Genomic DNA, 24,392 nt, shown 5'->3' with positions numbered 1-24,392 from the left:
GCCGGCGCATGCCCGCGCCGGCGGCGGCCCGCCGTCGCACTGGCCGTACGCCCGCCCTCCGCGGCCGTACGTCACCCGATTCCAGCCGTACGCCGCTGCCTCATGCGGTCGTGCGGAATCCGCCCGCATCACCGCTGCTTGAGGACGCCTGCCCACATGCCTGCGAACGAGCACCAGAAGCAGTCCACCACCATGCCCCTCGCCACCGCCGAGGACGTACGGGCCTGGCTGGGGTCGGCCGTCGCCGAGGCGGCCGGACTCGACCCGCTCGCCGTCGACCCGGACCGGCCGATCGCGGAATTCGGGCTCGGTTCACGGCAGTTGGTGACGCTGGCCGCCGAACTCTCCGAACGGACCGGCCGGCCCCTGGAGCCGTCGCTCGTCTTCAACCATCCCACGATCGCCGCGCTGGCCGACGCGGTCCTCGGCGAGCCGGCCGCCCCGGAGGCCGACCCCGCCTCCGCCGGGACTCCAGCGCGGGTGGCGGAGGACGACATCGCCATCGTCTCCATGGCCTGCCGCTTCCCCGGCGGCGCCGACGACCCCGAAGGGCTGTGGCGGCTGCTTGCCACCGGCGAGGATGCCATCTCCGAAGTACCGGCGGGCCGTTGGGACACCCAGGGCCTGTACGACCCCGATCCCGAGGCCACCGGCAAGGCGTACACGCTGCGCGGCGGCTTCCTCGACGGCATCGACCGCTTCGACGCGCCCTTCTTCGGGATCTCGCCCCGCGAAGCCGACGCCATGGACCCGCAGCAGCGGCTGCTGCTGCAGACCAGCTGGGCGGCGATCGAGCGGGCCGGGATCGTCCCCGAGACGCTGCACGGCAGCTCCACGGGCGTCTACATCGGCCTGTACGACAGCGGATACCTCGCCTCCGCCTCGCTGGCCCGGCTCGACGGGCACGTCGGAACGGGCTCGGCGCCGAGCGTGGCCTCCGGGCGCATCGCCTACACCCTCGGTCTGCAGGGCCCGGCGGTCACCGTCGACACCGCCTGCTCCTCCTCCCTCGTCGCCCTGCACCTGGCGGCCCGCTCGCTGGCGGCAGGTGAGTGCGACCTCGCGCTCGCGGGCGGCGCGAGCCTGCTGGTGACCCCGCGCGGGCACGTGGAGTTCAGCAGGCTGCGCGGGCTGTCGCCGTCCGGGCGGTGCAGCCCCTTCTCCGCCGACGCGGACGGTGTGGTGTGGGCCGAGGGCTGCGGTGTGGTGCTGCTCAAGCGGCTCGCCGACGCACGACGCGACGGCGACCGGGTGCTCGCCGTGGTCAAGGGCTCGGCCATCAACCAGGACGGCCGCAGCCAGGGGCTGAGCGCCCCCAACGGCCCCGCGCAGGAACGGGTGTTGCGCGCCGCCCTCGACGCCGCGGGACTTGCACCCGGCGAGGTGGACTACGTCGAGGCGCACGGCACCGGCACCCGGCTCGGCGACCCCATCGAGGGCCGCGCACTGGCCGCCGTGTTCGGGCCGGGCCGCCCCGCCGACCGGCCGCTCGGCGTCGGCTCGCTGAAGTCCAACATTGGTCACACCCAGGCCGCCGCGGGCATCGGCGGCGTGATCAAGACGGTGCTCGCCCTCGGGCACGGGCTCATACCGGCTTCCCTGCACGCCGAGACCCTCACCGAGCACATCGACTGGGCGGGCAGCGGGCTGGCCGTGCACGGCAGCGCCCGGCCGTGGCCGCGCGGCGGCGACCGAGTGCGGCGGGCGGGGGTGAGCGCGTTCGGCATCAGCGGCACCAACGCCCACGTCGTGCTGGAGGAGGCACCGCAGGACGTCGTCGCACAGACCGGGGCGGAGGCGGAGCTGCCCGGCCCGACGCTCTTCCCGCTCTCCGCCCGCACGCTTCCCGCGCTCCAGGCACAAGCGGCTCGACTGAACGAACGCCTTGTCGTGCACTCGGAGTTGGCGCTGCCCGCCGTGGCCGCCACGCTGGCCCACCACCGCACTCACTTCGAGCACCGTGCCGTCGTCCGGGCGGCCGACCGGGACGAACTGCTGACCGCGCTGCGGGCCCTTGCGGAAGGCCGGCCCGACCCCGGCCTGACCGCCGGCCCCCGGCGGACGCTGCCCGCGGGCAAGGTCGCCTTCGTCTTCCCCGGACAGGGCGCCCAGTGGGCCGGCATGGCACGGGACCTGCTCGAAGGCGATGCCGTGTTCGCCGACGAACTCGACCGCTGCGACGCCGCCCTGCGACCGTTCACCGTCTGGTCCGCGGCGGCGGTCCTGCGCGGCGAGGCGGGAGCCCCGTCCCTGGACCGCGTGGACGTCGTCCAGCCGGTGCTCTTCGCGGTGATGGTGTCCCTGGCCGCCGTGTGGCGGGCCCGTGGCGTCCGGCCGGACGCCGTGATCGGGCACAGCCAGGGCGAAGTGGCCGCGGCCTGCGTCGCCGGCGCGCTCAGCCTCAACGACGCGGCCGCGGTCGTCGCCCTGCGCAGCCGCGCCCTGACCGAGCTGTCCGGCACCGGTGCCATGGCCGTCGTCGGCCTGCCGCACACCGAGGTCGTCACCCGCCTCGACGGTCTCGGTGGCCGGGTCTCGGTCGCCGCCGTGAACAGCGGCCGGGCGACCGTGATCGCCGGTGACGTGGAGCCGCTGGAGGGCCTGCTCGCCGACCTGGACCGGGAACAGGTCTTCGTCCGCCGCCTCGACGTCGACTACGCCTCCCACAGCGCCCAGGTCGAGCCGGTCCGTGCGACGATCCTCGACGAGCTCGACGGCGTGACCACGTACCCCACGTCGGTCGTCTGGTACTCCACTGTCACCGGTGAGCCGGTCACCGAGGAACTGGAGGCCGACTACTGGTACACCAACCTGCGTGAACCCGTCCGCTTCGCGCCCACCGTGGAGCGCATGGCGGCCGACGGCTACCGCCACTTCGTCGAGCTCAGCCCGCACCCGTCCCTGCTCACCGCCCTGCACACGATCGGCGAGGACCGCGGCCACGAGCTGGTCGCCGTCGGCTCCCTGCGCCGTGACGAGGACGGACCCGCCTGCCTGGACCGCGCCGCCGCCGAACTGCACGTCCACGGACGGCGGATGGACTGGAGGCGCCTGGTCCCCGGCGCCACCTGGGCGGACCTGCCGACCTACGCCTGGGACACCCGGCGCCACTGGATCGAACCCGAGTCCGCCGCGGGCGTCCCCGGTCTGTTCGACCGCGCCGCCCACTCGTTGCTCGGCGTCCAGTTGCAGTCGGCCGACGAGACCCGCTGGACCTTTCGCAACGAGTGGTCCCCGGCCACCGCCGACTGGCTGTCCGACCACACCGTGTTCGGCCGGACCGTGGTGTCCGGCACGACCCTGCTGGAGCTGTGCCGCGCCGCCCTCGCCGTGGCCCGCCCGGACGACCCGGCCGACGTGACCGACCTGCTGCTGCTCGCACCCCTCGTCCTGCCCGCCTCCGGCACGACCGAGGTGTCCGTCGAGGTCGTCACCGCCGGCCCGGCACCGGAGATCACCGTGCACAGCCGCCCGCGCGGCCAGGAGGCCACCGGCTGGACCCTGCACGCCACCGCCTCCGCGGCCGGGGCAACCGAGGCGGCCGGGCAGACGCCGGTGTGGCCGGAGGCGGCGGAGCCCGCCTGGAGCCCGGACACCTACGAGCGGCTGACCGGGCTCGGCCTCGGCTACGGTCCGGCCTTCCAGGGCGTACGGGAGGCGGTGGTGACCGGCGCGGGCGAGCTGCTGGCCCGGCTGTCGCTGCCGTCCGTGGCCCACGACCTGGCCGACCCCTACCCGGTCCACCCGGCGCTGCTGGACGCCGCGCTGCACGTCGCCGCGGCTCTGGAAGGTGCCGCCTCCGACGCCCGGGTGCTCCTGCCGGTCTCCGTGGGCCGCGCCGCGCTGTCGCACGCCGGTGCCGACGAGCTCACCGTGTCCGTGCGGCGCACCGGTGGCGCCGACACGGATCTCACGCTGGACGTGACGCTGTGGGACGGTGACGGCTTCCCCGCGGGCCGGCTGGAGGGGGTACGGCTGCGGGCCGCGAGCCCGGCGGACCTCGCCGGCGGTTCGGGCAACGGGCGGCACCTGTACGAGGTGGCCTGGACGGCGGCGCCCGAACCGGCCGTCGAGGCACCGGCCGGTGACTGGAGGGTCGTCGGCGGCTCGTCCGACCCGGAGGTAGGTGCGGCCCTGCGCGGCCTCGAAGCCGCGGGCATCCAGTGCCGCGACACCGGCGGTGAAGTGCTCGTACGGTTCTGGCCACGACCGGCCGAGGACGCCGAACCGGCCGTCGCCGCACGGGAGATGGCGGAAGCCGCGCTGGCTGACCTGCAGACACTCCTCGCACAGGAGAAGGCGCCCGCCCGGACCGTCTGGGTGACGTGCGGCGCGGTCGCGGCCGGGGAGCGGGACACGGTGCCGGGCCTGGCCCAGTCGGTGCTGTGGGGCCTGGCGCGCAGCGCCCGTGCCGAGCATCCGGACCTCGGGCTGACGCTGCTCGACCTCGACGGCACCGATCCCGCGGCCGCCCTGATCGCCGCCGTCGCTCACGGGGACGAGCCCGAACTCGCCTCGCGTAAGGGCACCTTGCTCGTGCCGCGCCTCGTGCGCGCCCGTGGCGCGGACCGGGACGGCGTGCGGATACCCATCGACGGCACCGTACTGATCACCGGAGGCCTCGGCGCCGTCGGACGCCACATCGCACGGCTCCTCGCCGAACGGGGCGTGCCCCGCCTGCTGCTGACGTCCCGGCGCGGCGCCGACGACCCGCGCACGGCCGAGGTCACCGCCGAACTGGCAGCGCTCGGTGCCGAGGTGGAGGTGGCGGCGTGCGACGTCGCCGATGCCGCGGCCCTGGCCGGCATCGTCGGTGCCGTCGCCGGTGAACTGCGCGGCGTCGTGCACTGCGCCGGCGTCCTGGACGACGGGGTGGTCGCCGAGCTGACCCCCGAACGCCTCGCGCGGGTGCTGCGCCCCAAGGCCGACGGCGCCGCCCACCTGCACCGGCTCACCGCCGACCTACAGCTCGACCTGTTCCTGCTGGTCTCCTCCGCAGCCGGGGTCGTCGGCAACGCGGGCCAGGCCAACTACGCCGCCGCCAACGCCTTCCTCGACCAGCTCGCCCACCACCGGCACGCCCTGGGGCTGCCCGCCCTGTCGGTCTCCTTCGGCGCCTGGGCGGGCGAGGGCCTCGCCGCCGAACACGCCGACCTGGAGCGGATGGCTCGCCTCGGCCACCGCGCCCTCACCCCGGAACAGGGCCGCGACCTCGTCGAACTCGCGCTGCGCCGGGGCGCCCCGCACCTGGTCGCCTGGGCGCTGGACCTGCCCCGCCTGCGCGAGACCACGGCCGGCGCGGGCGGCGACGCGGCCGCGCTGTGGCGCTCGCTGCTGCCCGCGCCCCGCGCCGGGCAGGACGGCGCCGACGGCCTGGAGGGACGGCTGGCCCGGCTGCCGGAGGCCGACCGCGCCGACCGTCTCCTGGCCCTGGTCCGCGAGGAGGCCTCCCGCGCCCTCGGTCTGCGCTCGGCGGAATCCGTCCGCCCCGACCTGCCGCTGCGCGACCTCGGCATGGACTCGGTGACGGCGGTGGAGCTCCGTAACCGCATCGGTGCCCGCCTCGGCTCCCGGCTCCCGGCCACCCTGCTGTTCGACCACCCCACCCCGGCCCGCCTCACCGAGCACCTGCTGGCCACCGTGATCGCGACGAGCGGCCCCACCGCCGGCCGTCCCGCGTCCGCCGCGCCTCACACCCGCGCCGCGGCGCACGACGAGCCGGTCGCCCTGGTGGCCATGGCCTGCCGCCTGCCGGGCGGCGTGGGCGACCCCGAGGAGCTGTGGCAGCTGGTCGCCGAGGGCCGTGACGCGATCGGCCCCTTCCCGGCCGGGCGCTGGGACGTCGAGTCGCTGTACGACCCCGACCCGGAGGCCCCGGGCAAGTCCTACGCCCGCGAAGGCGGCTTCCTGGACGACATCGAGTCCTTCGACGCGGGCTTCTTCGGCATCACCCCGAAGGAGGCCGCCGCCATGGACCCCCAGCAGCGACTGCTCCTGGAGACCGCGTGGGAGGCGCTGGAGCGCGCCGGGATCGTGCCCGCCGAACTGGCGGGCAGCACCACCGGCGTGTACGTCGGCATGTTCGGCAGCGACTACCTTTCGGGCTCCCGACTCGACCAGCTGGACGGATACGTCGGCACCGGGTCGGCGCTCAGCGTGGCCTCGGGCCGGCTGGCGTACGCGCTCGGGCTGCACGGCCCGGCGCTGACGGTGGACACGGCCTGCTCGTCATCGCTGGTCGCGGTGCACCTCGCGGCGCAGGCGCTGCGGTCGGGCGAGTGCGACCTCGCGCTGGCCGGCGGTGTGACGCTCATGGTGACCCCGCAGACCTTCGTGGAGTTCAGCCGGCTGCGGGGCCTGTCCCCGACCGGCCGCTGCCGCTCCTTCTCCGACGACGCCGACGGCGCCATCTGGGCCGAGGGTGTCGGCATGCTCGTACTGAAGCGGCTGAGCGACGCGCGGCGGGACGGCGACGAGGTGCTGGCGGTGCTGCGCGGCACGGCCGTCAACCAGGACGGCCGCAGCCAGGGCCTGTCCGCGCCCAACGGCCCGGCGCAGGAACAGGTGATCCGGCGGGCCCTGGAGCTGTCCGGCCTCGAACCCGCCGACATCGACTACGTGGAGGCGCACGGCACGGGCACGACGCTGGGCGACCCGATCGAGGCGAACGCCTTGGCGCAGGTCTTCGGTGACACCCGTCCCCGGCACCGCCCGCTGTACCTGGGCTCGTTGAAGTCCAACCTCGGGCACACGCAGGCCGCCTCGGGCATCGCCGGGCTGATCAAGGTGGTGCAGTCGCTGCGCCACCGGATGCTGCCGGCCACCCTGCACGCCGGCACACCGAGTCGGCACGTCGAGTGGGACGGCAGCGGCCTGCACCTGCTGCAGGAGGCCGTGCCCTGGCCGGCGGCGGGGGAGCGGGTCCGGCGGGCCGGGGTCAGCGCCTTCGGAATCAGCGGGACCAACGCCCATGTGATCGTCGAGGAGCCCCCGCCGTCCGCGCCGGCGCCCGAGCCCGCACGCGAACTCCCGCCGGGAAGGCGACTGTTCGTGCTGTCCGGGCGGAGCGAGGCCGCGCTGCGGGGGCAGGCCACACGGCTGGCCCGGCACCTCACCGGTGACACCGCGCTGCCGGACGTCGCCTACACCCTGGCCCGGCACCGGAGCCACTTCGCCTGGCGGGCGGCGGTCACGGCGGGCGACCGGGACGAACTGCGCGCCGCGCTCGACGCCGTGGGCAGCGGACGGGCGCGACCGGCCACGCCGCGCGAGGCGGAGACGGGCAAGGTGGCCTTCGTCTTCGCCGGGCACGGCGGTCAATGGCCGGGCATGGGCCTGGAGTTGCTGTCCGGATCGCAGGCCTTCCGCGAGGAGCTGACCCGGATCGACGAAGCGGTGCAGCGGCACGTCGGCTGGTCGGTGCTCAACGCGCTGCGAGCGCCCGAGGAGTTCTCCCCGCTGCACCGGACCGAGTGCCTGCAACCGGTGCTGTTCGCGGTCAACGCGGCGCTGGCCGCCGCATGGCGGGACCTCGGCGTCACCCCGGACGCCGTGGTCGGGCACAGCCTGGGCGAGATCGCCGCCGCCTACAGCGCGGGCGCCCTCGGCCTGGACGACGCCGTATCCGTGGTGGCCGGGCGGGCCCAGGCCGTCGTCCCGCAGGTCGGTCAGGGCGGCATGGCCGCGGTGGAACTGCCGCGGGCGCAGGTCGAGGAACTCCTCGCCCCTTACGCGGACCGACTGTTCGTCGCCGCGGTCAACAGCGCGGGCTCCACGGCCGTCTCCGGCGCCGCCGACGCGCTGGCCGAGCTGCGCCGCGGGCTCGAGGAGCGGGGGATCGCCGTACGACGGCTGTCGACGCCGTTCGCCTCGCACACCCCGCTGATGGAACCCCTGCGCCAGGAGCTGCTCGACCGCTTCTCCGGCATCCGGGGCGCACGGGCGTCGACCCCGCTGTACTCGACGGTGCTGGCCGAACCCGTCTCCGGCGACCGGCTGGACGCCGACTACTGGTACGCCAACCTCAGGCAGCCCGTCCGTTTCGCCGACACCGTCCGACGGATGCTGGACGACGGCTACCGCTACTTCGTCGAGCTCAGCCCGCACCCGTCGCTGCTGTCGTCCATCGAGGCTGTGGCCGCCGAAGCCGGCATCGACGTGGCCGGCATCGGCTCACTGCACCGTCAGCAGGACGGACCCGACGTCCTGCTGCGCAGGGTGGGCGAGTTGTACGTCGCGGGCCACACGCCCGACTGGCCGGCGCTGTTCCCCCAAGGCCGTCGCGTCGATCTGCCGACCTACGCCTTCGCCCGCGAACGCCACTGGCTCACACCCGCCCCGGCCATCGCCACGGGCTCCTCACCGCTCCTCGGCACGCACGTCCAGTCCAGCGACGAGCCCGACCGGCACCTCTTCCAGAGCGACATCGACCTGCGCGACAGCCGCTTCGCCTATCTGAGCGACCACCGGGTCAACGGTGAGGTCTGGCTGCCCGGTGCCGCCTTCCTCGACATGGTGCTGGAGGCCGCCACTGCGGTGCAGGACGGTCGCCAAGTCCAGCTGAGCGAGATCGTGTTCGTGCAGCCGTTGCGGATGGATCCCGAACGGCCCGTACGGGTGCAGCTGGTACTGCGGCCCGCCCAGGACGGCTTCCGGTCCTTCACCGTCGCCTCCGCGGCCGCCGGTGAGCGGCGCCCGCGGTGGGAGCGGCACGTCAGCGGACGCGTCGCGGTGACCGGCGAGCAGCCCCCGGCCGACGAGCGGCACGACGCCGTACGGCTCGCCGCCGCGCGTGAGCGGTGCACGCAGGACGTGGACCTGCCGTCGGTGTACGCCGGGCTGACCACCCTCGGCATCGACTACGGCCCCGCCTTCCGAGGCCTGGAGCACGGCCGCCGCGGACACTCGGCGGCCCTGGCGCGACTGGCCGCCAGGCCCGCCGCGGGTCACCTGCTGCACCCCGCCGTGCTCGACGCCGCGTTCCACACCGCGGCCCTGCCCGGGGACGCGCCCGAGGGCCGGGCGTTCGTGCCCGCCGGGGCGGGACGGCTGCGGTTCACCGGCCTGCGCACCGCGCCTGCCTGGGCCGGCTGCGAAGTGCGCTCCATGTCCGGCGACACCGCCACCCTGGACCTCAGGATCTGGGACGAGGACGAGCAACTCCTCCTGGAGATCGAGGAGTTCCGGCTGGTCGCGCTCTCACCGCTGGAGGGCTCCCTCTTCGAGACCCGCTGGCATCAGCGCCCGGTGGCGCAGGAACCGCCGGTGAAGGGCAGCTGGCTGATCCTGGCCGACGACACGGGAGTGGCGGATGCCCTCGGCGAGCGGCTCGGCTCCTCGGTGCCGCACGTCGTCGCCCGCAGGGGCAACGCCTTCGCCGTCGAGGGACGGGGACGCTACGTCCTCGATCCGGCCGACCCCGACCACCTTTCCCGGCTGCTGGAGGAGGCCTTCGCGGGCGGACAGCCCGAGCAGGTGGTCCAGCTGACCGCGCTCGACGCCCCGCCGATCGGCGACGCCGGATCGGCCGAGCAGGCGGCGCGGCTGTGCTGCCTGAGCACCCTGCACCTGGTGCGCGCCCTCGCGTCCCGTCCGCAGGGGCGGGCGCCGCGCCTGTTCGTGGTCGTACGCGGCAGCCAGGCAGCCGGCGACAGCACCTGGGTGACCAACCCGCAGCAGGCGCTCGCCTGGGGCTTCGGGCTCGCGGTGGCGCAGGAGTACCCGGAGCTGTCGACCACGCTGATCGACCTGCCGCCCACCGACGGTGTCGATGCCCTGTGGGCCCAGCTCAGGCACGCCGACGACGAACGGCTCGTCGCCCTGCGCGGGACCGGCCGTCTGGTGCCGCGGCTGGCCCGCACCCGCCCGGACGACGGCGGTCACGGCGAGACCTCCGTGGATGGTGTGCACCTGATCACCGGCGGTCTGGGCGGTCTCGGTCGCGTCGTCGCCGAGCGGCTGGTCCGCCGCGGGGCCCGCCGGCTGGCTCTCATGAGCCGGGGCAGGCCCGACGCGGAGGCCGGCAACTGGATCACGGGTCTGGAAGAGCGGGGCGTCACCGTGCACCTGGCCCGCGCCGACGTCGCCGACCGGGCAAGTCTCACGGCCGCCCTGGACGCCGTACGGCACGCCTGTGGCCCGATCGCCACGGTCGTGCACACCGCCGGTGTGCTCGACGACGCCACGGTGGCGAACCTGACCGACGAACGCGTCCTGCGCGTCCTCGCCCCGAAGGTCCTGGGCACCGCTCTCCTCACCGAGCTGGTCCCGGAGGCCCAGAACCTGGTCCTGTTCGCCTCCGCGGCAGGACTCCTCGGGTCGGCCGGGCAGAGCCCGTACTCGGCGGCGAACGCCTTCCTCGACGCCTGGGCACACCACCTCTCCCGCACCGACCGTCGGGCGCTGAGCCTGGACTGGGGTGCCTGGGCCGGTGTCGGCATGGTCGCCGGGTCCGGCACCAGGGCCGCCGAGACCAGCCGCTCGGGCCTGGTCGCCTTCTCTCCGCAGGAGGGAGGCGAGTTGTTCGAGCGGGTACTGGCGAGCGCCCGCCGCCAGCTCGCGCCGATGGCCCTGGACCGGGAGATGCTGACGCTCGTCCCCGACGCCGTGCGCACCCGCCCGATCCTGGGCGACCTGGTCACCGCCCCGACGGGCACGGCCGCCTCGGACGACCTCGTCAAGAAGGTGTGCGCGGCGACGACGGACGAGGAGCGCGCCACCTGGCTGGAGGCGTACGTCCGGGCCCGGGTCGGCGAGGTCTCCGGGGGAGTGGTCGACGTGTCGGCGACCACGGGCCTGAAGGAACTGGGCCTGGACTCCCTGATGCTGGTGCGGTTGCGCAACGCCTTCGTCCGCGAACTGGGCGTGGAGCTCCCGGCCGCGGACGTGTTCGCGGCGTCCGACATCCGCGGCCTCGCCCAGGCCCTGGCCCAGGGCCTTCCGGAGCGAGGGGCCGTGCCGCAGCAGGACACCGGCGGCCACGGCGACCTCGCGGGAGAGGTCCCGGAAACCGAACTGCGGCCCGCGACGCGCGACGTCGTACGACTGCTGCGCAGCGCCCAGCCGGGCATGCCGGACGCGGCCCACGGCATCGGCCTCGCCGTACGGCTGATCGCGCCGACCACCTCGGAGACGCTCACCGGCATCCTCACCCGGCTCGTCGCGCGACACGCGGCCCTGCGCACCGCCATCGTCACCGGGGAGGAAGGCGTCCGGCAGCTGCGCGTGGACCGGGAGCCGGCGCAGCCGGTGCTGCGCTGGACGGTCGGCGAAGGCCCACTCGACGGCGCCGAGCGCCTGCGTGCCCTGCTGGAGCCGCCGTTCGACCTGGCGACCACACCGCTGTGGCGGTTCGAGCTGGTGGACGGCGGTGCACACGGCCAGATTCTGGTGTTCGGCGCCCACCACGCGGTCAGCGACCTGCAGTCGCTGCTGCTCGTGGCCGGGGAGGTCGACGCGGAACTGTCCGGCACCCCGCTCGACGACGCCGTCACCAACCGCGACATCGCCCTGCTCATCGAGGCCCAGCAGGGCGGTGAGGGGGCGGGCGCCGAGTGGCGCGGGCACTTCCACGGCAGCGAACGGCTCGACCTGGAGCTGGCCCGGCCGCGCCCGGCGACCCGGTCGTACCGGGCCGGCAGCGTGACCGTGACGATTCCCGACGGGCTGATGGAACGGGTCGCGGCGGCCGCGAGCAGGCTGGCCGTCACTCCCGCCGCCTTCTGCCTGGGCACCCTGACGGTGCTGCTGGCCAGGAAGCGGGAACGGGAGCGGTTCGTGCTCGCGGTGCCCGTGGACACACGCATCCACGCCGACGCGTACGACGCGGTGGGCTTCTTCGGCGTGCCGGTGCCGTTCCCGGCCGAGGCCCGCGCGGGCGAACAGGTCGCCGAGGTGCTGCGCCGCACCGATGCGCGCCTGCAGCGCCTCCTGGCCAAGGGCGCCATGTTCTCCGACGTGCTGGCCACCCTGGCCCGGCAGGGCCTGCACCGGGAGCACGCGCCGCTCGTCGAGGTCTACTTCAACTACGTACGGTCCTCGCGCCGGCTCACCCGGCTGGAGGTGCTGCCGGTCGGCACCGGCTACTCCGATCTCGACCTGATGATCACCATGACCCCGGACGCGGCAAGCATCCGGCTCGACCACAACCTGGACATCCTGGACGCCGCGACCACCGCCGAGTTGGGGGAGGAGTTCCTGCGGTTGCTGGGGGAGGCGGCTGAGAACCCTGCGGCACCGGCGCGCGCCGGCACCCGGGCTCCCGCGGGTACGGCGCCCGCACCTCGCCGGTCCCTGGCCCTCGCCGCCACCTTCGCCCTGGGCAACCTCCCGCTGATGTGCCAGGCAGCCGTCGAGAACGGGGCCACGGACGGCGGACCGGCGATCACCGAGGCGCCGTACCACCACGTGCTCGCGAGTCTCCAGGACCCCTCGGGCGTCTTCGCCGACCCCGCGACCGCGGTGGGTGCGGTGCTGCTGCGGGCGGTGGACCTGGAGCGCTTCGGCGCGGTCGACGACGCGCTGCTCGCCGAGCTGCGCACCGCCTACCCGGCCGCACTGAAGGCCCTGTCGGAACGCACCCGCAAGCCGCTGGTCGTCGGCTTCCTGCCCGCCGCCCGTCAGGAGGACCGACTGACGCAGTGGGAGCGCGAGGTCGCCGCCGACCTGGCCGGCCTGCCCGGCATCGCGGTGCTCGGCCCCGACGACTGGACCCGGCACCACCCTGGCGGGGAACGCTTCGACGAGCGGACCGAGCGGCTGGCCCACCTGCCCTTCACGCCGCCCTTCCAGGCGGCCGTTGCGCTGCGCCTCGCCGACGTCGTACGGGCGGTGCTGCGCCCCACGCCCAAGGTGATCGCGGTGGACGGCGACGAGACCCTGTGGGGCGGGGTCGCCGGCGAGATCGGCCCCGAGGCCGTCGACCTGACCGGTCCGCGCGCCCTGCTCGCGCGAAGGCTGCTGCAGTGGCGCGAGGCGGGCGCGCTGCTGGCGCTCGTCAGCAACAACGACGAGGCCACGGTCCGCGCCGTGCTGGACCGCCCGGACAGCCTGCTGAAGGCGGAACACTTCAGCGTGCTGTCGGCCGCCTGGGGACCGAAGCCGGGCCGCCTGGCCGAGGCCGCACGCACGCTCGGCCTCGGCCTGGACAGCTTCCTGTTCCTGGACGACAACCCCGCCGAGATCGCCAAGGTGCGCTCCGTGCTGCCGCAGGTGCTGTCGGTGACCTGTCCGTCCGCGGACGAACTTGAGGAGTTCCTGGGCCGGTTGTGGCCGCTGGTCCCCGCGGCGGTGACCGCCGAGGACGTGCTGCGGGCCCGGTTCTACGCGCAGGAACGGGAGCGGGAGACCGTCCGCGCAGCCGCCGGGTTCGAGGAGTTCCTCGCGCAGCTGCAGCTGGAGGTCGACATCCGGGCGCTGTCCGAGGCCGACGTGCAGCGGGCCGAGCAACTCGTCCGCCGCACCAACCAGTTCACGCTCCACTGCCGGTCGGCCGACGGCGGCGACGTCGCCCGGTGGCGGGAGCGGGGCGAGGTGTGGACGGCGGCGGCCCGGGACCGGTTCGGTGACTACGGGCAGATCGCCCTTCTCGCCCTGTGCGCGGACCGCGACCAACTCGAGGTCATGGGCTGGCTGATGAGCTGCCGGGCGCTCGGCCGAGGGGTCGAGGAACGCCTGTTGCAGTGGCTGGCCGACCGGGCCGAGGAACTGGGCTGCACGAAGGTCCGGCTGACGGCGGAGCGCACGGAGCGCAACGTACCGGCGCGGCGACTGGTGGCCGCGCTCGGCGGCGGTGACCAGGACGACGAGCGCCTGGAAGCCGTGGTCACACCGGACCACCTGAGGGCGTTCCGGTCCTGGGCGCAGCAGTGAGGACGTCCCGCACCAGCTGGTGAGGACTTCGTCAGGAGCAAGGACCTTGTCGGAAAGCAAGGACCTTGTCGGAAGGCAAGGGAAAGGACGCGCACATCGTGGAAGGGCTCTCATGCGTGACGTGACCGAGGACTCCGGGCAGCGGGCGACCGCCGAGGCGATCGAGCGCGGTGGCGGCGGGCTCAGCGTGGACGACCTGCTGGCCAGGGTGATGCAGGCCGCCACCGGTACGGACTCCGGTGCCGCCGCCGCCCCGCCCCGGGACGTGGACGGCGTGGCCGCCGCCATCGCCGCCGCGGCGGGCCGCCACCTGCCCGCGGGACACCTGTCGCCCGACGCCGACTTCTTCGACGCGGGGGGCACGTCCGTGCACGCCGTGGAACTCGTCGCGGAGCTGGAGGGCGAGCTGGGCATCGAGTTCGATCTGGATGAGGTGTTCGCCGACGCCCGTCCGATCAGTCTCGCCCGGCGCTGGCTGCAGGCGAGCGGGGCCGGAGCGTCGAGCGAGGCCGCCCCGCCGGCCGTGCACGCGGGCACCCCGGCGCCCACCGTCCAGGGCACTCTGCCGGTCCCGGCCGCCGGTGTGCGGCCGGCCTCCGGCGCGGATGCTGTTGCGGTTCCGGCCTCCGGCACGCTGCCGGCTACCGGCGCGTGTGATGCTGCGGTTCCGGCCCCTGGCACGCTGCCGCTCTCCGCTGCGGGCGCTCTTCCGGCCCCCGCCCCGCCTACCCTCCCGATCCCGACTCCGCGTACCCCACCGGCGCTCCGCCCCCGTGCCGGCAGCAGCGACGACCGGTATGCCAGGGCCCGCCGCGAGGACCTCGACCAGATCCTCGCCGATCTGGCCCTCGCCGACCGCCTGCCGTTCGCCGACGTGCCCGAGCCGCTGCCGCCCCGCCGGATCCTGCTGACCGGCGCCACCGGCTTTCTCGGCAGTCACATGCTGCTCGACCTGCTCCGGCACAGCGACGCGCATGTCTATTGCCTTGTTCGCGCGGCCGACGAGGAGGCGGCCGTCGCCCGGCTCGGCGAGGCGCTGAAGAATTACCGGCTGCCCTGGTCGTCGGAGGTGCGGCGCCGGGTGACCCTGCTGCCCGGCGACATCCGGCGGCCGCGGCTTGGCCTGTCCGACGAACTGTGGCACACGCTCGCCCACGAACTGGACAGCGTCGTGGGGGTGGCCGCGGCCGTGGACTTCCTGCGCGGCTATCAGTCGCTGCGGGCGAGCAACGTCCTCGGCGCGCTCACCCTCGCCGAACTCGCGGCCACCGGGCGGCCCAAGCCGCTGCACCACATCTCCTCGATCGCCGTCTTCAACGAAGTCGGCATCACCTCCATGGGCGAGGACGATCCACTCGCGCACGTCGACCGGCTCGTCTCGGGCTACGACCAGTCGAAGTGGGCCGCCGAGGTCGCCCTGCGCCGTGCCCGCGACCACGGCCTGGTCGTCACCGCGCTGCGCCCCGGCGGCATCGGCGGCCACACGAAGACCGGCGCCTACAACCCGCAGGACCTCAGCAGCGGCCTGATCTCGGCCTTCGGCCGCTTCCGCACCGTACCTGCCTTCCGCTGCCTGAACGCCGCCCCGGTGGACTGGGTGAGCCGGGTCGCCGTCGCCGCGATCTGCGAGCCCGACGCCTGGGGCTACGACTACAACCTCACCGGCGTGCCCAACACCCTCGACGACGTCGTCCGTGACATGGCGCTCGGAGGCATGCACGTGCGCGTCCAGGACTGGGACGAGTGGCGCACCGACGCCCTGGCCCGCCTGGAGGCCGAACCGGTCCCCGAACTCGCCTTCCTGGCCAGGGTGTTGCAGAGCCCCACCGCCCTCAAGCTGTGCGAGGCGACCCTGAAGGGCCCGGCGGCCGGAGGCGCACGCACCGCCGCGCTGGTCGAGGCTCTCGGGCTGCCGCCCGCGGCCCGCTACGACGCACCGGCACAGATGAGGACCTTCGAGCGGCTCGCCGAGGACGGCCTCGCCCGGCTGCCCCACAGGGACGACCAGCCCTACCTGTGGTTCTCGGAGACGACACAGGGCAGTGTGGGACCGGTCGGCGCCCCCTCCGACAGCCCCTGCTCGATGGCGCTCACCCTTTCCATCGCGAGCATGTACCAGCTGGTGAAGGAGCGCCGGGTGGACGTGACCGGCGAGGTCGTCTGCGCCGCCGTACATCCCGAGCCACTGACCGTCGAGCACGGCGACGTATGGATCCGCCCCGAGGAGGGGATCCCGCAGCAGCACGGCCTGCGGCACCAACTCCTTCGCTATCGGCTGCGGTTGCGCGACGCCGACGGCGGCCACTGGTGGCTGGAGGGCCACAAGTACGCCCGGGCCCGCCGCGACCTGTGGCGGCAGACCCGCGCGCTGACCGTGCGGATCGGCCGCGAGGACGAGGCGGCGAGCCTGGCGGGCGAGGTCGTCGTGCCCGCCGACTCCTACGTCCGCGACCAGATCGACGGCATCAAGGTCGACCCGCGTCTGACCAGCCAGGAGAAGCGGGCCGCCAAACTGACCTGGCTCGCCTGGTTCGGCCTGGAGATGGGCCGCGGTCTGCTCGGCCCCTTCACCCGCGCCGCCGCGGACCTGCTCGACCTGCGCCGCACCCCGACCCTCACGGAGCATGACCGATGATCTTCAGGACGACCACCTCCCGCGTCGCCGGGCCGGCACTGCGGCGGGTCAGGACCACCGCGGCCCTGCGCCCGCTCCATCACCGCCTCGACCCGGCCCGCGTCGAGGAGATCCCCTTCCGGGCGGACGACGGCGTCCGCCTCGGCCTGACCCGCATCCACACCGGCGCCACGGACCGCCCCGCCGTGCTGCTCCTGCACGGACACACCGCGTCCGCCGACATGTTCCTGCTTCCGGAGACCCGCAACCTGGTCGACGTCCTCCTCGACGAAGGCTACGAGCCCTGGCTGCTCGACTGGCGGGGCAGCTGCCGGCTGCCGTACAACGAGACCGGCCAGAGGTACACATACGACGACGTGGCCCTGTACGACATCCCCGCGGCCGTCAGTTATGTCCGTGAGCGCACGGGCGACCGCCCGCTGTTCGTGGTCGCCCACTGCATCGGCTCGCTCACGCTGTCCCTGAGCATGGCGGCGGGACTGGTGCCGGGCCTGGCCGGCGTGGTGTCGCAGGGCGTGTTCCTTACGCCCAAGCTCGCCGGCCGCACATCGCTGCGGATGTCGCTGGCGGGGGAGCTGCTGAAGACGCGGATCGACCACATTCCGGTCGACTTCCGCAAGGTGGGCCTGTGGTCGAAGTACACCCCGCTGTTCGCACTCGCGTCACGGAAGGCGAGCTGCCCGGACCCGACCTGCCAGATCCTGCACAACTCCGCCTGGGGCACGGGCGCCTCGCTCTTCCTCCACGAGAACCTCTCCGAGGCCACCCACGCCCGCCTCGCCGACCTCCTCGGCCCCGCCCCGCTCTGGATCCTGCCCCACCTGCGCCGCATCGAGCTGGCCCGCAGCGTGGTCAGCTGGCACGAGACCGATCACCGCTACCGTGCCCTGCCGCCCAACGCACTGGACGCGGCCGGCCGTATCGACACCTCCGTGCTGCTGCTCGCGGGCAGCGAGAACGGGTTGTGGCTGGACTCCCAGCGACTCTGCCACGACGTACTCGCCCGTCGCCAGCCCCAGTTGGACGTGTCCTACACCGAGATCCCCGGTTACGGCCACCTGGACACGTTCCTGGGCCGGGGCGCCGCCCTCGACGTCTTCGGGCACATCCTCGAATTCCTCGGCGGACGGGGGTGATGGACGGCCGGTCGGCCGACTACCGAACTCGCCCCAGACCCACAGGTTCGCCACATCCCCTCCCGTCACGCCTACTGCCGAACGGGTACACGTGAGGCCGCTCCGCACGCCAGACCACCGCTCGGATCCCATAGACAACCAGCATCGCCGCGCTGACAGTTCCGCGAACACATCCCGCCCGCCGACCGGCACGTAGGTCCGGTTCTGCTTGGCCACCTGATGCACCTCCCACCCGGACCGTACGGACAGGTGCCTTGCTCACGCCGGGGCGTCCGTGGATCTCTGATCATCCGAGCGGCAGACGATGCGGGAGTTCAGCGGGGCGTTCGGCGGACGTGATCAGAGGTTGGAAGGCTGGGCGTACGGGGAGCCGTGCGGGCTTCGGCGGAAGCCCACCAACCACGTCTTCTGGTGCACCTGCGCCGAGGACTACACCCACATCAAGCCGGTCTGGAAGTTGACCACCACCGACAAGGAGAAGACGGCGCTGTCCTCGATGCTCGACACCTTCACCAACTGACCCGCTCTCGACATCAGCTGGCGGTCACCGGGCAGTTGTCCGGTGACCGCGGGCTGCATGCCCGAAAAGGCACCGGCCTTGGCACACACGGATGGGTGGTCGAGCTCACCTTCGCGTGGCTCCACGGCTTCCGGTGCCGGGCGAATCTGCTGGCAACGGCGGGCCGACATCGGCGAGGTGCTTCTCAACCTGGCCTGCTGTCTGATCGGCCACCGGCTGCTCACCGTTGTGAGCGGGCAGCTTTGTCAGTTCCGCTTGAGTACCCCGCTCAGTCCTGCCGGCACGGCTGTGGTCAGAACCCAGCCGGCGCCGGAGAGCAGCCACGAGCAGTACAGGGCGCCACCGGTGAGCAGCCATGCCTTCCGCTGTCCGAGGTCGATGATGGGTACCAGGACGGTCTGCGGCCTGTCCGCAGGCCGCCGCAGATGCCAGTTGATGCTCTGCTGCCGTCAGTTCGTCGGCGGCCGGCATCGTTCCCCCATCGGCTTCGGACAGGTCATCGCCGTTCTCGCGCGCCCCGGCGACGCAGTCGACCCGATCAGGTATTGGCCAGGATCACGTGTGTTTTCCCTCTCCCGCCGGCAGGGCTCCGGCTGCTGGTGCGGAGCCGCCTAGAGCAGACCGAGGTCGCCGAGTTCCTTGTGGAGGTCGGCGCGCGGGTGGTCGGAGCGCACTTGAACGTTGCCGCGCGTGGCCGGCCCCGGTCCCTGGCGAGAGCCCGCGCCTGTGTCGGCCCGCGAGCGCCGGTCCCGGAAGATCCAGGCCCCGGCCAGGCCGCCGATGAGGCCTCCCAGGTGTCCCAGCCAGCTCACTCCCGGCGTTCCGGGGACGGCCACGGTGAGCAGGTAGGCGAAGGAGGCCGCCATGACCACACCGATCAGCGTGTCGATCAGGTGCCGGTCGAACAGCCCACGCACCACGACATAGCCGAAGTATCCGAAGATCAGGCCGCTGGCGCCGACCGTATCCACATCGCCTCGTTCGAGGAACCACACCGCGAGCCCGCTGGTCACGCCGACCAGCAGGCTCAGACCGAGAAAGCGGGCCACCCCTCGGTAGGCGGCGAGGAAACCGAAGACGAACAGTGGCCCGGAGTTGCTCTCGATGTGTGCCCAGTTCCAGTGCAGCAAAGGCGCGACGAGGATGTCGGGCAGCGTGCCGACGTCGCCGGACCTGATTCCGTAGTCCCTGGAAAGGGCGTAGTGGTCGGCGTAGTTGACGAGCTGCAGAACCCAGATGAGCGCGAGGCCCCCGAACATCACGAAGAACGCCTTCCGCGCCTCCGCGATGACCTGCTCCGCGCTGACAGGCAAGGCGTCGGCCTGGTCTGTGTATGACGCACCCATGGCACGCTCCCTCCCCTGGCGGATCCGCATCCGCACCGCAACACTGCACACTCTACGTAGTGTCGGGCGGTCGCTGCGGGCGACGTCGGTGCCGGGCTGCCACTGCCTCTGCTTACGCCGGCCGGGCAGCGCCGCGGCGGACGGCTCAGCGGCGCCGCTCGGGTGCTGGCGCAGCGATGCGTCACCATGAGCGGGTCCGGGTGGCAGAACGTGTGCGGGTTCGTGAGATCGATGACGGTGAAGGCCGGAGGTTGCTGCAAAGCCCGGCACCTGGGTCGGTGTTCCGGACTCCGCACTCTTGTCGGTCTCGCGGGTCAGCTTGCGGAGGGACGCGGGGCGCGCAGGTGCGCCCGTTCCTTCAGCTCCTCCTCGTCGACCAGCGTGAGCATCGGCTGACCCGGCGCGCACACCATGGTCACCACGAACTTGGTCGGTGCGTCCGACAGGGCGTTGCCGTCCTGGTAGTGGATCACGTCACCGCCTGGCTCCCAGAACGTCCCACCGGCCTCGACCACACGCTCCGGCTCACCCTCGAGCTCGAACCGGAGCGCGCCCTCCATCACGTAGCCGAACGACGGGCCCGAGTGGCGATGCGGAGGGAGCCCGGGGTGACCGGGAGGCCACTCGACGAGGATGGTCATTCCCGAGCCGCCTTCGGGAAAGAAGGGCGGAGTGACTTCCTGCAGCAATGTGACTTCGGGCGGCAAGGAGACCTCGGGGGCGCTCCCGTGTTCTGGGTTCTTCGCGGACATGTAACCACACCTCCGTAAGCCTGCCCGGAGTGGACGATCTTGCGTCGGCCACCGCATTCGTATCCGTGACAGGCCGTGTGCCTTCTGCCTCGCCCAAACGGTCTCGACACCACCCTGCCTCCCGTCGGCGGCCGCCACAATCCGGGAGCCGGCGGTATCGAGACCGCATCGCGCCATGTCATCGGCGGGCATCCAGCGCCGTAGCGATGTCCGTCCGAACGGGTGGCGCCGCCCTCACCGGCTTCGCGGGAGCGCTCCTCGGCCGCCGGGCCGGCGTCTGGGCGGCCGGCGGCGGCCCTCCTCGGCATCCTGGCGACCTGGGCCGCCACCGTCGCCTGGATGCACGTCAGCTTCCAGAACGCGAACTTCGACTTCTGAGCGTGGTCATCAGGGCCGGGTAACCCGTAGGTGTCGTCGTTCGGCCAGTTCCTCCGCGCCGACCACGGTCAGAACCGGGGTGCCCGGCGGCGCGAACATGGTCACCACCAGCTGTGACTGCGCGTCCGGAAGGTTGTTGGCGCCCTGGTAGTGGATCACGTCGCCCCCAGGCTCGAACAGGGCGTCACCGGCTTTGAGCACCCGGGGCGGCTGCCCCTCCAGCTCGAAGAGGATCTCGCCCTGGGTCACGTAGCCGAAGAGCGGCCCGGGGTGCCGGTGCGGCGGTGCACCGGGGTCACCGGGTGGCAGGGTGACCCGGATGGTCCTGGCTTCGGCGCCGGCCGGGATCCGGGCCGCCGCTTCCGGCAGGGTCACGATCACCTCGACGCCTGGGGGCAGGTGTGCGTGCTCAGCGCTCATGTTCTCCTCCAAACAGGGACTGTCCACAGGAAGGACAAGACGGCCTCGCGGTTTGTGACAGCTCAACGCCGGCGAACGCGGCGATGCAGCCGCCGCAGGATCGCAGCGGGCGGGCGTCCTCGCGTCCGAGTGCTGGTCCTTCAGAGGCTGAACCCCGTGGAACGGGCGGCCCACGCGCTGCGGGAGGCGTTCGGCTACGCGTACGACGAGATCGCGGGCGTGCTCCGGCTGAGCCAGGCCACTACGCGGCAGATCCTCAGCCGGGCCCGCAAGCGCCTGTCCGCCGAGCGCCGGGAACCCGTCGAGGCGGCCCAGCACCGACGGGCTGGTCGAGGCTTTCGTCGCCGCCGCGCAGAACGCCGTCGTCACCGGCTGGACCACAGTCCTGAGCAGGCTCGGCATCAACTGAGGTACCGCTCCCTCTGCATCACGAACAGCAGCTCCGCCGCTGGTGTGGCATCGTGGTGGCTTGCTGGGCCTGCCGCTTTCCCCCGTAGCGGCGGGCCCAGTTCTCGTTCGGCGAGCCGCGGGTCGTGATCTCGTGCGAGCGGAGCTGAGGTGCCGCGCGTGGGTGTGCCTCGTGGAGTCACTGTGGCCCACCCCGGTCACCGACCCCGTGCACCCGCCCATCAGCGACGAAGACCGGCAGGCACGCACCGAGTACGCCAACCGCGATGGCCCGCCAGGCGGAGCAAGCCAGTGTCGAGTACGCCGTGTACCTGACAGGAATCGGCCTGGGCGCCCAACACAGAACCGCACCTCGGCTCACGGCTCGCCACCGGCCGGCACTCCTCGGGCGGTGAACCCCCTTTTTCACGGGCACCACCCCCGCGCAACGAGGCGTGCTGCATCTGCTTCACGGAGAGTCGCGTCGGTTACCGGGCCTCGCCCGCAGAAAGGGAAGCGCCGTTTCTGCGGCAACGGGGCTCACGGCCGCAAGGGCTTGCCGGGTGCGGCGCGAGTCTGGTTGGGTACCACCGCCCCAGACACATGGGGCGTGCCGGGCAGGGTGGGGAGCGGAGCAAACAGCGTGCATACGACGGTACGGGAAGACGGCTCGTGGCCCTTGCCCGACGGGCTGGCGGAGGCGATTCGTGGCACTGCTGAGGAGATCGCCGCGCTGGTGCGCAGCGCGAGCGACACGGCGCTTGCCGTGCCGGGGTCAAAATGGACCGTCGGTGAGGCCGCCGCCCACTTGGCCATAGCCAACGAACTGATGGCCGACCTGGCCGCCGGACGTGAGCGCCCCTACGGCGACGGAACGCCCCAAAGCCTGGCCGAGGCCAACGCACAGTCCCTCGCCGTCTTCGCGGAACGCCGGGCGGAGCCACTCGCGACGATGATCGCGGAGCAGGCCGAGGCATTCCTGGACGCTGTCTCGCGCTCTGCGGCCCACGGCCCCGCACCAGCCACACCCCTGGGCACGATGAGCCGGTCCGTTCTGGCGTCGTATCTGCTCACGCACATGCTCGGCCATGGATACGACCTGGCCCGCGCCCTGAAACGCCCACACATGGTCGACCGGGCACGAGTGGGACTGTGCATGCCATTCATGCTCTCGGTCATGTCGCGTGTCGCGGACCCGTCAGCCACGGCCGGGCTCGCGGCCCGTTACCGGATCCGGCTGCGCGGGGGCGAGACATTCGGCGTGGCCCTGGCCGACGGCGCCGTGCAGGTTACCCCGGGCGCGATGCGACACCGCGCGGACTGCACCATCCTGCTCGACCCCGTCGCCTTCCTGCTCATCGCGCTCGGCCGGCTGAATCCCTGGCGTGCCATCGCCCAGGGGCAGGTCCTCGCCTGGGGCCCCCGGCCCTGGCTGGCCCCCCGCTTCCCGACCCTGTTCACCGCCCCCTGACCCGGCTGACAGGACGGACACCGTAGTCAGCCGCAATACGGGGGCCGGGCCCAACCTGCCCGCCGGCGCGGCCGTCTCCGTCCATGGCATGGAGCCTTCTTCGCGTCTCGGGCACGCCACTGTGACGTCTCCAGCAGAAGCCACTGCTCAAGCTGTTCCAGGCTGACGGGCCCCTGGCGAAGGCGCTGTCACAGCCAAGACGGGCGACGGTCGCGGTGGAATCCGGGTTTCTCAGCGGCGCTTCGCTCTCCCCTGAGAAACCCGGACTGGCGGGAGTTGCCGGTGAAGCGGGTGCCGGAGGGTCGATCTCGCCGCCGACCCCGCAGCGCCCGGGCGGCACGCCGACGAGCTGAACGCCGACGTGATCCCGGATGGATTCGCCGAGGGCGCCGGCGACCGCGTCAGTGATCGCCCGGGTCAGCTGTGCCGGGGCGTCGTCGATCCCCAGCACGTGCAGCGCGGTTTCGCGCACATGGAGCGAGACGACGGGGGCGTGCACGCCGCCTGGCGCACCGCCGACACCCCAGCGGTGCCTCGGGATGCCGAAGATCTCGACGACGGCCATGGAGCGCCCCCCGCTCGCCGTACACCTGGACCAGAGCCTCGGTGAGCGACCGGACCAGCCGGCCCTCGACCGTCCCGTCGAGTTCTTCCTCGTGGACATGTACCTGGAAGTGCGGCATTGGGGTCAGAATCCGATGGTTTCGCGGAGCAGCAGGACGGTGCCGCGGCCGGGGAGGTATTCCGCGTTGAGGATGAGCAGCCGGTTGACCGCGCTGGACCACCCGTAGGTTTCCTGGGTGCGGGCGCTTTCCAGCGGGAGGCAGTGGTCTTCGACGCGCCGTAGCGCGGTGTCCAGGTCGGGGACCACCTTTTGCGCCCCGACCACCCAGATCGAGCGGGCGGCACCGCCGGCGTGGCCGGGCAACTGGCTTCCGCTGCCCGAGGCGATCACGAGAGAGCCGGTTTCGGTGACCGCGTGGACGCTGCCCACGATGACGTCGGGGCTGGCGGTCAGCCGCCGGATCTCGTCTCCTTCGGTGGCGCGGTCCATGGCCAGAATGCGCGGTTTGACGGCGTCGTAGCGCCCGCTGTCATTGATGTCGTCGGCGATGCCCGACAGGCGGAGGGTCTCGCTGGCCCCGGTGAACACACTGGCGCCCTCCGGTATCAGGTCCTTGATGCGGGCCCGCGCGTCGGCGGCCTTGTCGAGGATCTCCACGGTGAAGCCGTGTGTGGCAAGCGCGGCGGCGGCTCGTTCCACGCGCTGCGCGGGCGCCGGGTCGGTGAACGCTGTCGTCGGCATCGAGGTGGTCATGATGGGCTTCCTGTTCGCTGGATGATTTGTTCGCCTCAGCCGGTTCGACAAGACAGCCCGGCGGAATGTCAGGCCACTGCAATGGCGGGGAAAAAGCCCCGCGGGGGTGGTGGAGCGGGGAAAAGAGCATGAAAACAAGGGGGGCCGGGAACCCAAGAGA

11 protein-coding genes are annotated in these 24,392 nt (G+C 73.0%); 6 read left to right on the top strand and 5 right to left on the bottom strand.

The window, feature by feature from the left end:
* The first annotated feature begins 156 nt into the window (after positions 1-156).
* The 4 genes from ACWDEN_RS21405 to ACWDEN_RS21390 all read left to right on the top strand — a co-directional run bounded on the left by ACWDEN_RS21405 (position 157) and on the right by ACWDEN_RS21390 (position 18,160).
* Entirely contained in the window at positions 157-13,869 is a 13,713-nt protein-coding gene (locus tag ACWDEN_RS21405; protein WP_450859891.1) for an SDR family NAD(P)-dependent oxidoreductase, read from the top strand.
* 112 nt (positions 13,870-13,981) lie between these two features.
* Positions 13,982-16,504, top strand: a complete 2,523-nt coding sequence (locus ACWDEN_RS21400) for a thioester reductase domain-containing protein (RefSeq protein ID WP_351621086.1) — start codon at positions 13,982-13,984, stop codon at positions 16,502-16,504.
* The gene (locus ACWDEN_RS21395) at positions 16,501-17,640 is read left to right on the top strand and encodes an alpha/beta hydrolase (protein WP_351621089.1); all 1,140 of its coding nucleotides are present in this window, start codon (positions 16,501-16,503) and stop codon (positions 17,638-17,640) included. Before ACWDEN_RS21400 ends, ACWDEN_RS21395 begins: the two co-directional genes overlap by 4 nt.
* A gap of 304 nt (positions 17,641-17,944) precedes the next feature.
* Positions 17,945-18,160 carry a hypothetical protein gene (locus tag ACWDEN_RS21390; RefSeq protein ID WP_351621092.1) on the top strand — a complete coding sequence of 72 codons (216 nt, stop codon included), beginning with the start codon at positions 17,945-17,947 and terminating at the stop codon, positions 18,158-18,160.
* A 611-nt stretch (positions 18,161-18,771) separates the two neighbouring features.
* On the opposite strand, the gene ACWDEN_RS21385 is transcribed toward ACWDEN_RS21390, so the two are convergent.
* From ACWDEN_RS21385 to ACWDEN_RS21375, 3 genes are all read right to left on the bottom strand, one after another.
* Complete coding sequence (locus ACWDEN_RS21385; protein WP_351621095.1) at positions 18,772-19,506, bottom strand: rhomboid family intramembrane serine protease; 735 nt, start codon at positions 19,504-19,506, stop codon at positions 18,772-18,774.
* A 314-nt stretch (positions 19,507-19,820) separates the two neighbouring features.
* Entirely contained in the window at positions 19,821-20,258 is a 438-nt protein-coding gene (locus tag ACWDEN_RS21380; protein ID WP_351621098.1) for a cupin domain-containing protein, read from the bottom strand.
* Between the two features lie 387 nt (positions 20,259-20,645).
* Positions 20,646-21,056 carry a cupin domain-containing protein gene (locus ACWDEN_RS21375; RefSeq protein ID WP_351621101.1) on the bottom strand — a complete coding sequence of 137 codons (411 nt, stop codon included), beginning with the start codon at positions 21,054-21,056 and terminating at the stop codon, positions 20,646-20,648.
* Here ACWDEN_RS21375 and ACWDEN_RS21370 point away from each other — a divergent pair.
* Together ACWDEN_RS21370 and ACWDEN_RS21365 are read left to right on the top strand one after the other, a co-directional pair.
* Positions 21,036-21,593, top strand: coding sequence for a sigma factor-like helix-turn-helix DNA-binding protein (locus tag ACWDEN_RS21370; RefSeq protein ID WP_450859890.1), 558 nt, complete (start codon positions 21,036-21,038; stop codon positions 21,591-21,593). The two genes, ACWDEN_RS21375 and ACWDEN_RS21370, sit on opposite strands and share 21 nt — an antisense overlap.
* Before the next feature lie 493 nt (positions 21,594-22,086).
* Positions 22,087-22,914, top strand: coding sequence for a maleylpyruvate isomerase family mycothiol-dependent enzyme (locus ACWDEN_RS21365; protein ID WP_351621104.1), 828 nt, complete (start codon positions 22,087-22,089; stop codon positions 22,912-22,914).
* Here ACWDEN_RS21365 and ACWDEN_RS21360 read toward each other — a convergent pair.
* Together ACWDEN_RS21360 and ACWDEN_RS21355 are read right to left on the bottom strand one after the other, a co-directional pair.
* Complete coding sequence (locus ACWDEN_RS21360) at positions 22,901-23,479, bottom strand: tautomerase family protein (protein ID WP_351621107.1); 579 nt, start codon at positions 23,477-23,479, stop codon at positions 22,901-22,903. The genes ACWDEN_RS21365 and ACWDEN_RS21360 overlap by 14 nt on opposite strands.
* A gap of 123 nt (positions 23,480-23,602) precedes the next feature.
* Positions 23,603-24,392, bottom strand: a 790-nt coding sequence (locus ACWDEN_RS21355; protein WP_450859889.1) for a lactate utilization protein, incomplete at its 5' end; no start/stop codon positions are given.

It is taken from the genome of Streptomyces sp. NPDC001153 (genome assembly GCF_053598315.1).
Note: the sequence above shows the minus strand (reverse complement) of the source record. Positions and strands in the feature narration are given on the sequence as shown.

Bases quoted from the DNA above. Each gene is read 5' to 3' on its own strand.
- ACWDEN_RS21360 (WP_351621107.1), bottom strand. From the start codon at position 23,479: ATGGCCGTCGTCGAGATCTTCGGCATCCCGAGGCACCGCTGGGGTGTC.
- ACWDEN_RS21375 (WP_351621101.1), bottom strand. From the start codon at position 21,056: ATGAGCGCTGAGCACGCACACCTGCCCCCAGGCGTCGAGGTGATCGTG.
- ACWDEN_RS21405 (WP_450859891.1), top strand. From the start codon at position 157: ATGCCTGCGAACGAGCACCAGAAGCAGTCCACCACCATGCCCCTCGCC.
- ACWDEN_RS21390 (WP_351621092.1), top strand. From the start codon at position 17,945: ATGCGGGAGTTCAGCGGGGCGTTCGGCGGACGTGATCAGAGGTTGGAA.
- ACWDEN_RS21395 (WP_351621089.1), top strand. From the start codon at position 16,501: ATGATCTTCAGGACGACCACCTCCCGCGTCGCCGGGCCGGCACTGCGG.
- ACWDEN_RS21400 (WP_351621086.1), top strand. From the start codon at position 13,982: ATGCGTGACGTGACCGAGGACTCCGGGCAGCGGGCGACCGCCGAGGCG.
- ACWDEN_RS21380 (WP_351621098.1), bottom strand. From the start codon at position 20,258: ATGTCCGCGAAGAACCCAGAACACGGGAGCGCCCCCGAGGTCTCCTTG.
- ACWDEN_RS21385 (WP_351621095.1), bottom strand. From the start codon at position 19,506: ATGGGTGCGTCATACACAGACCAGGCCGACGCCTTGCCTGTCAGCGCG.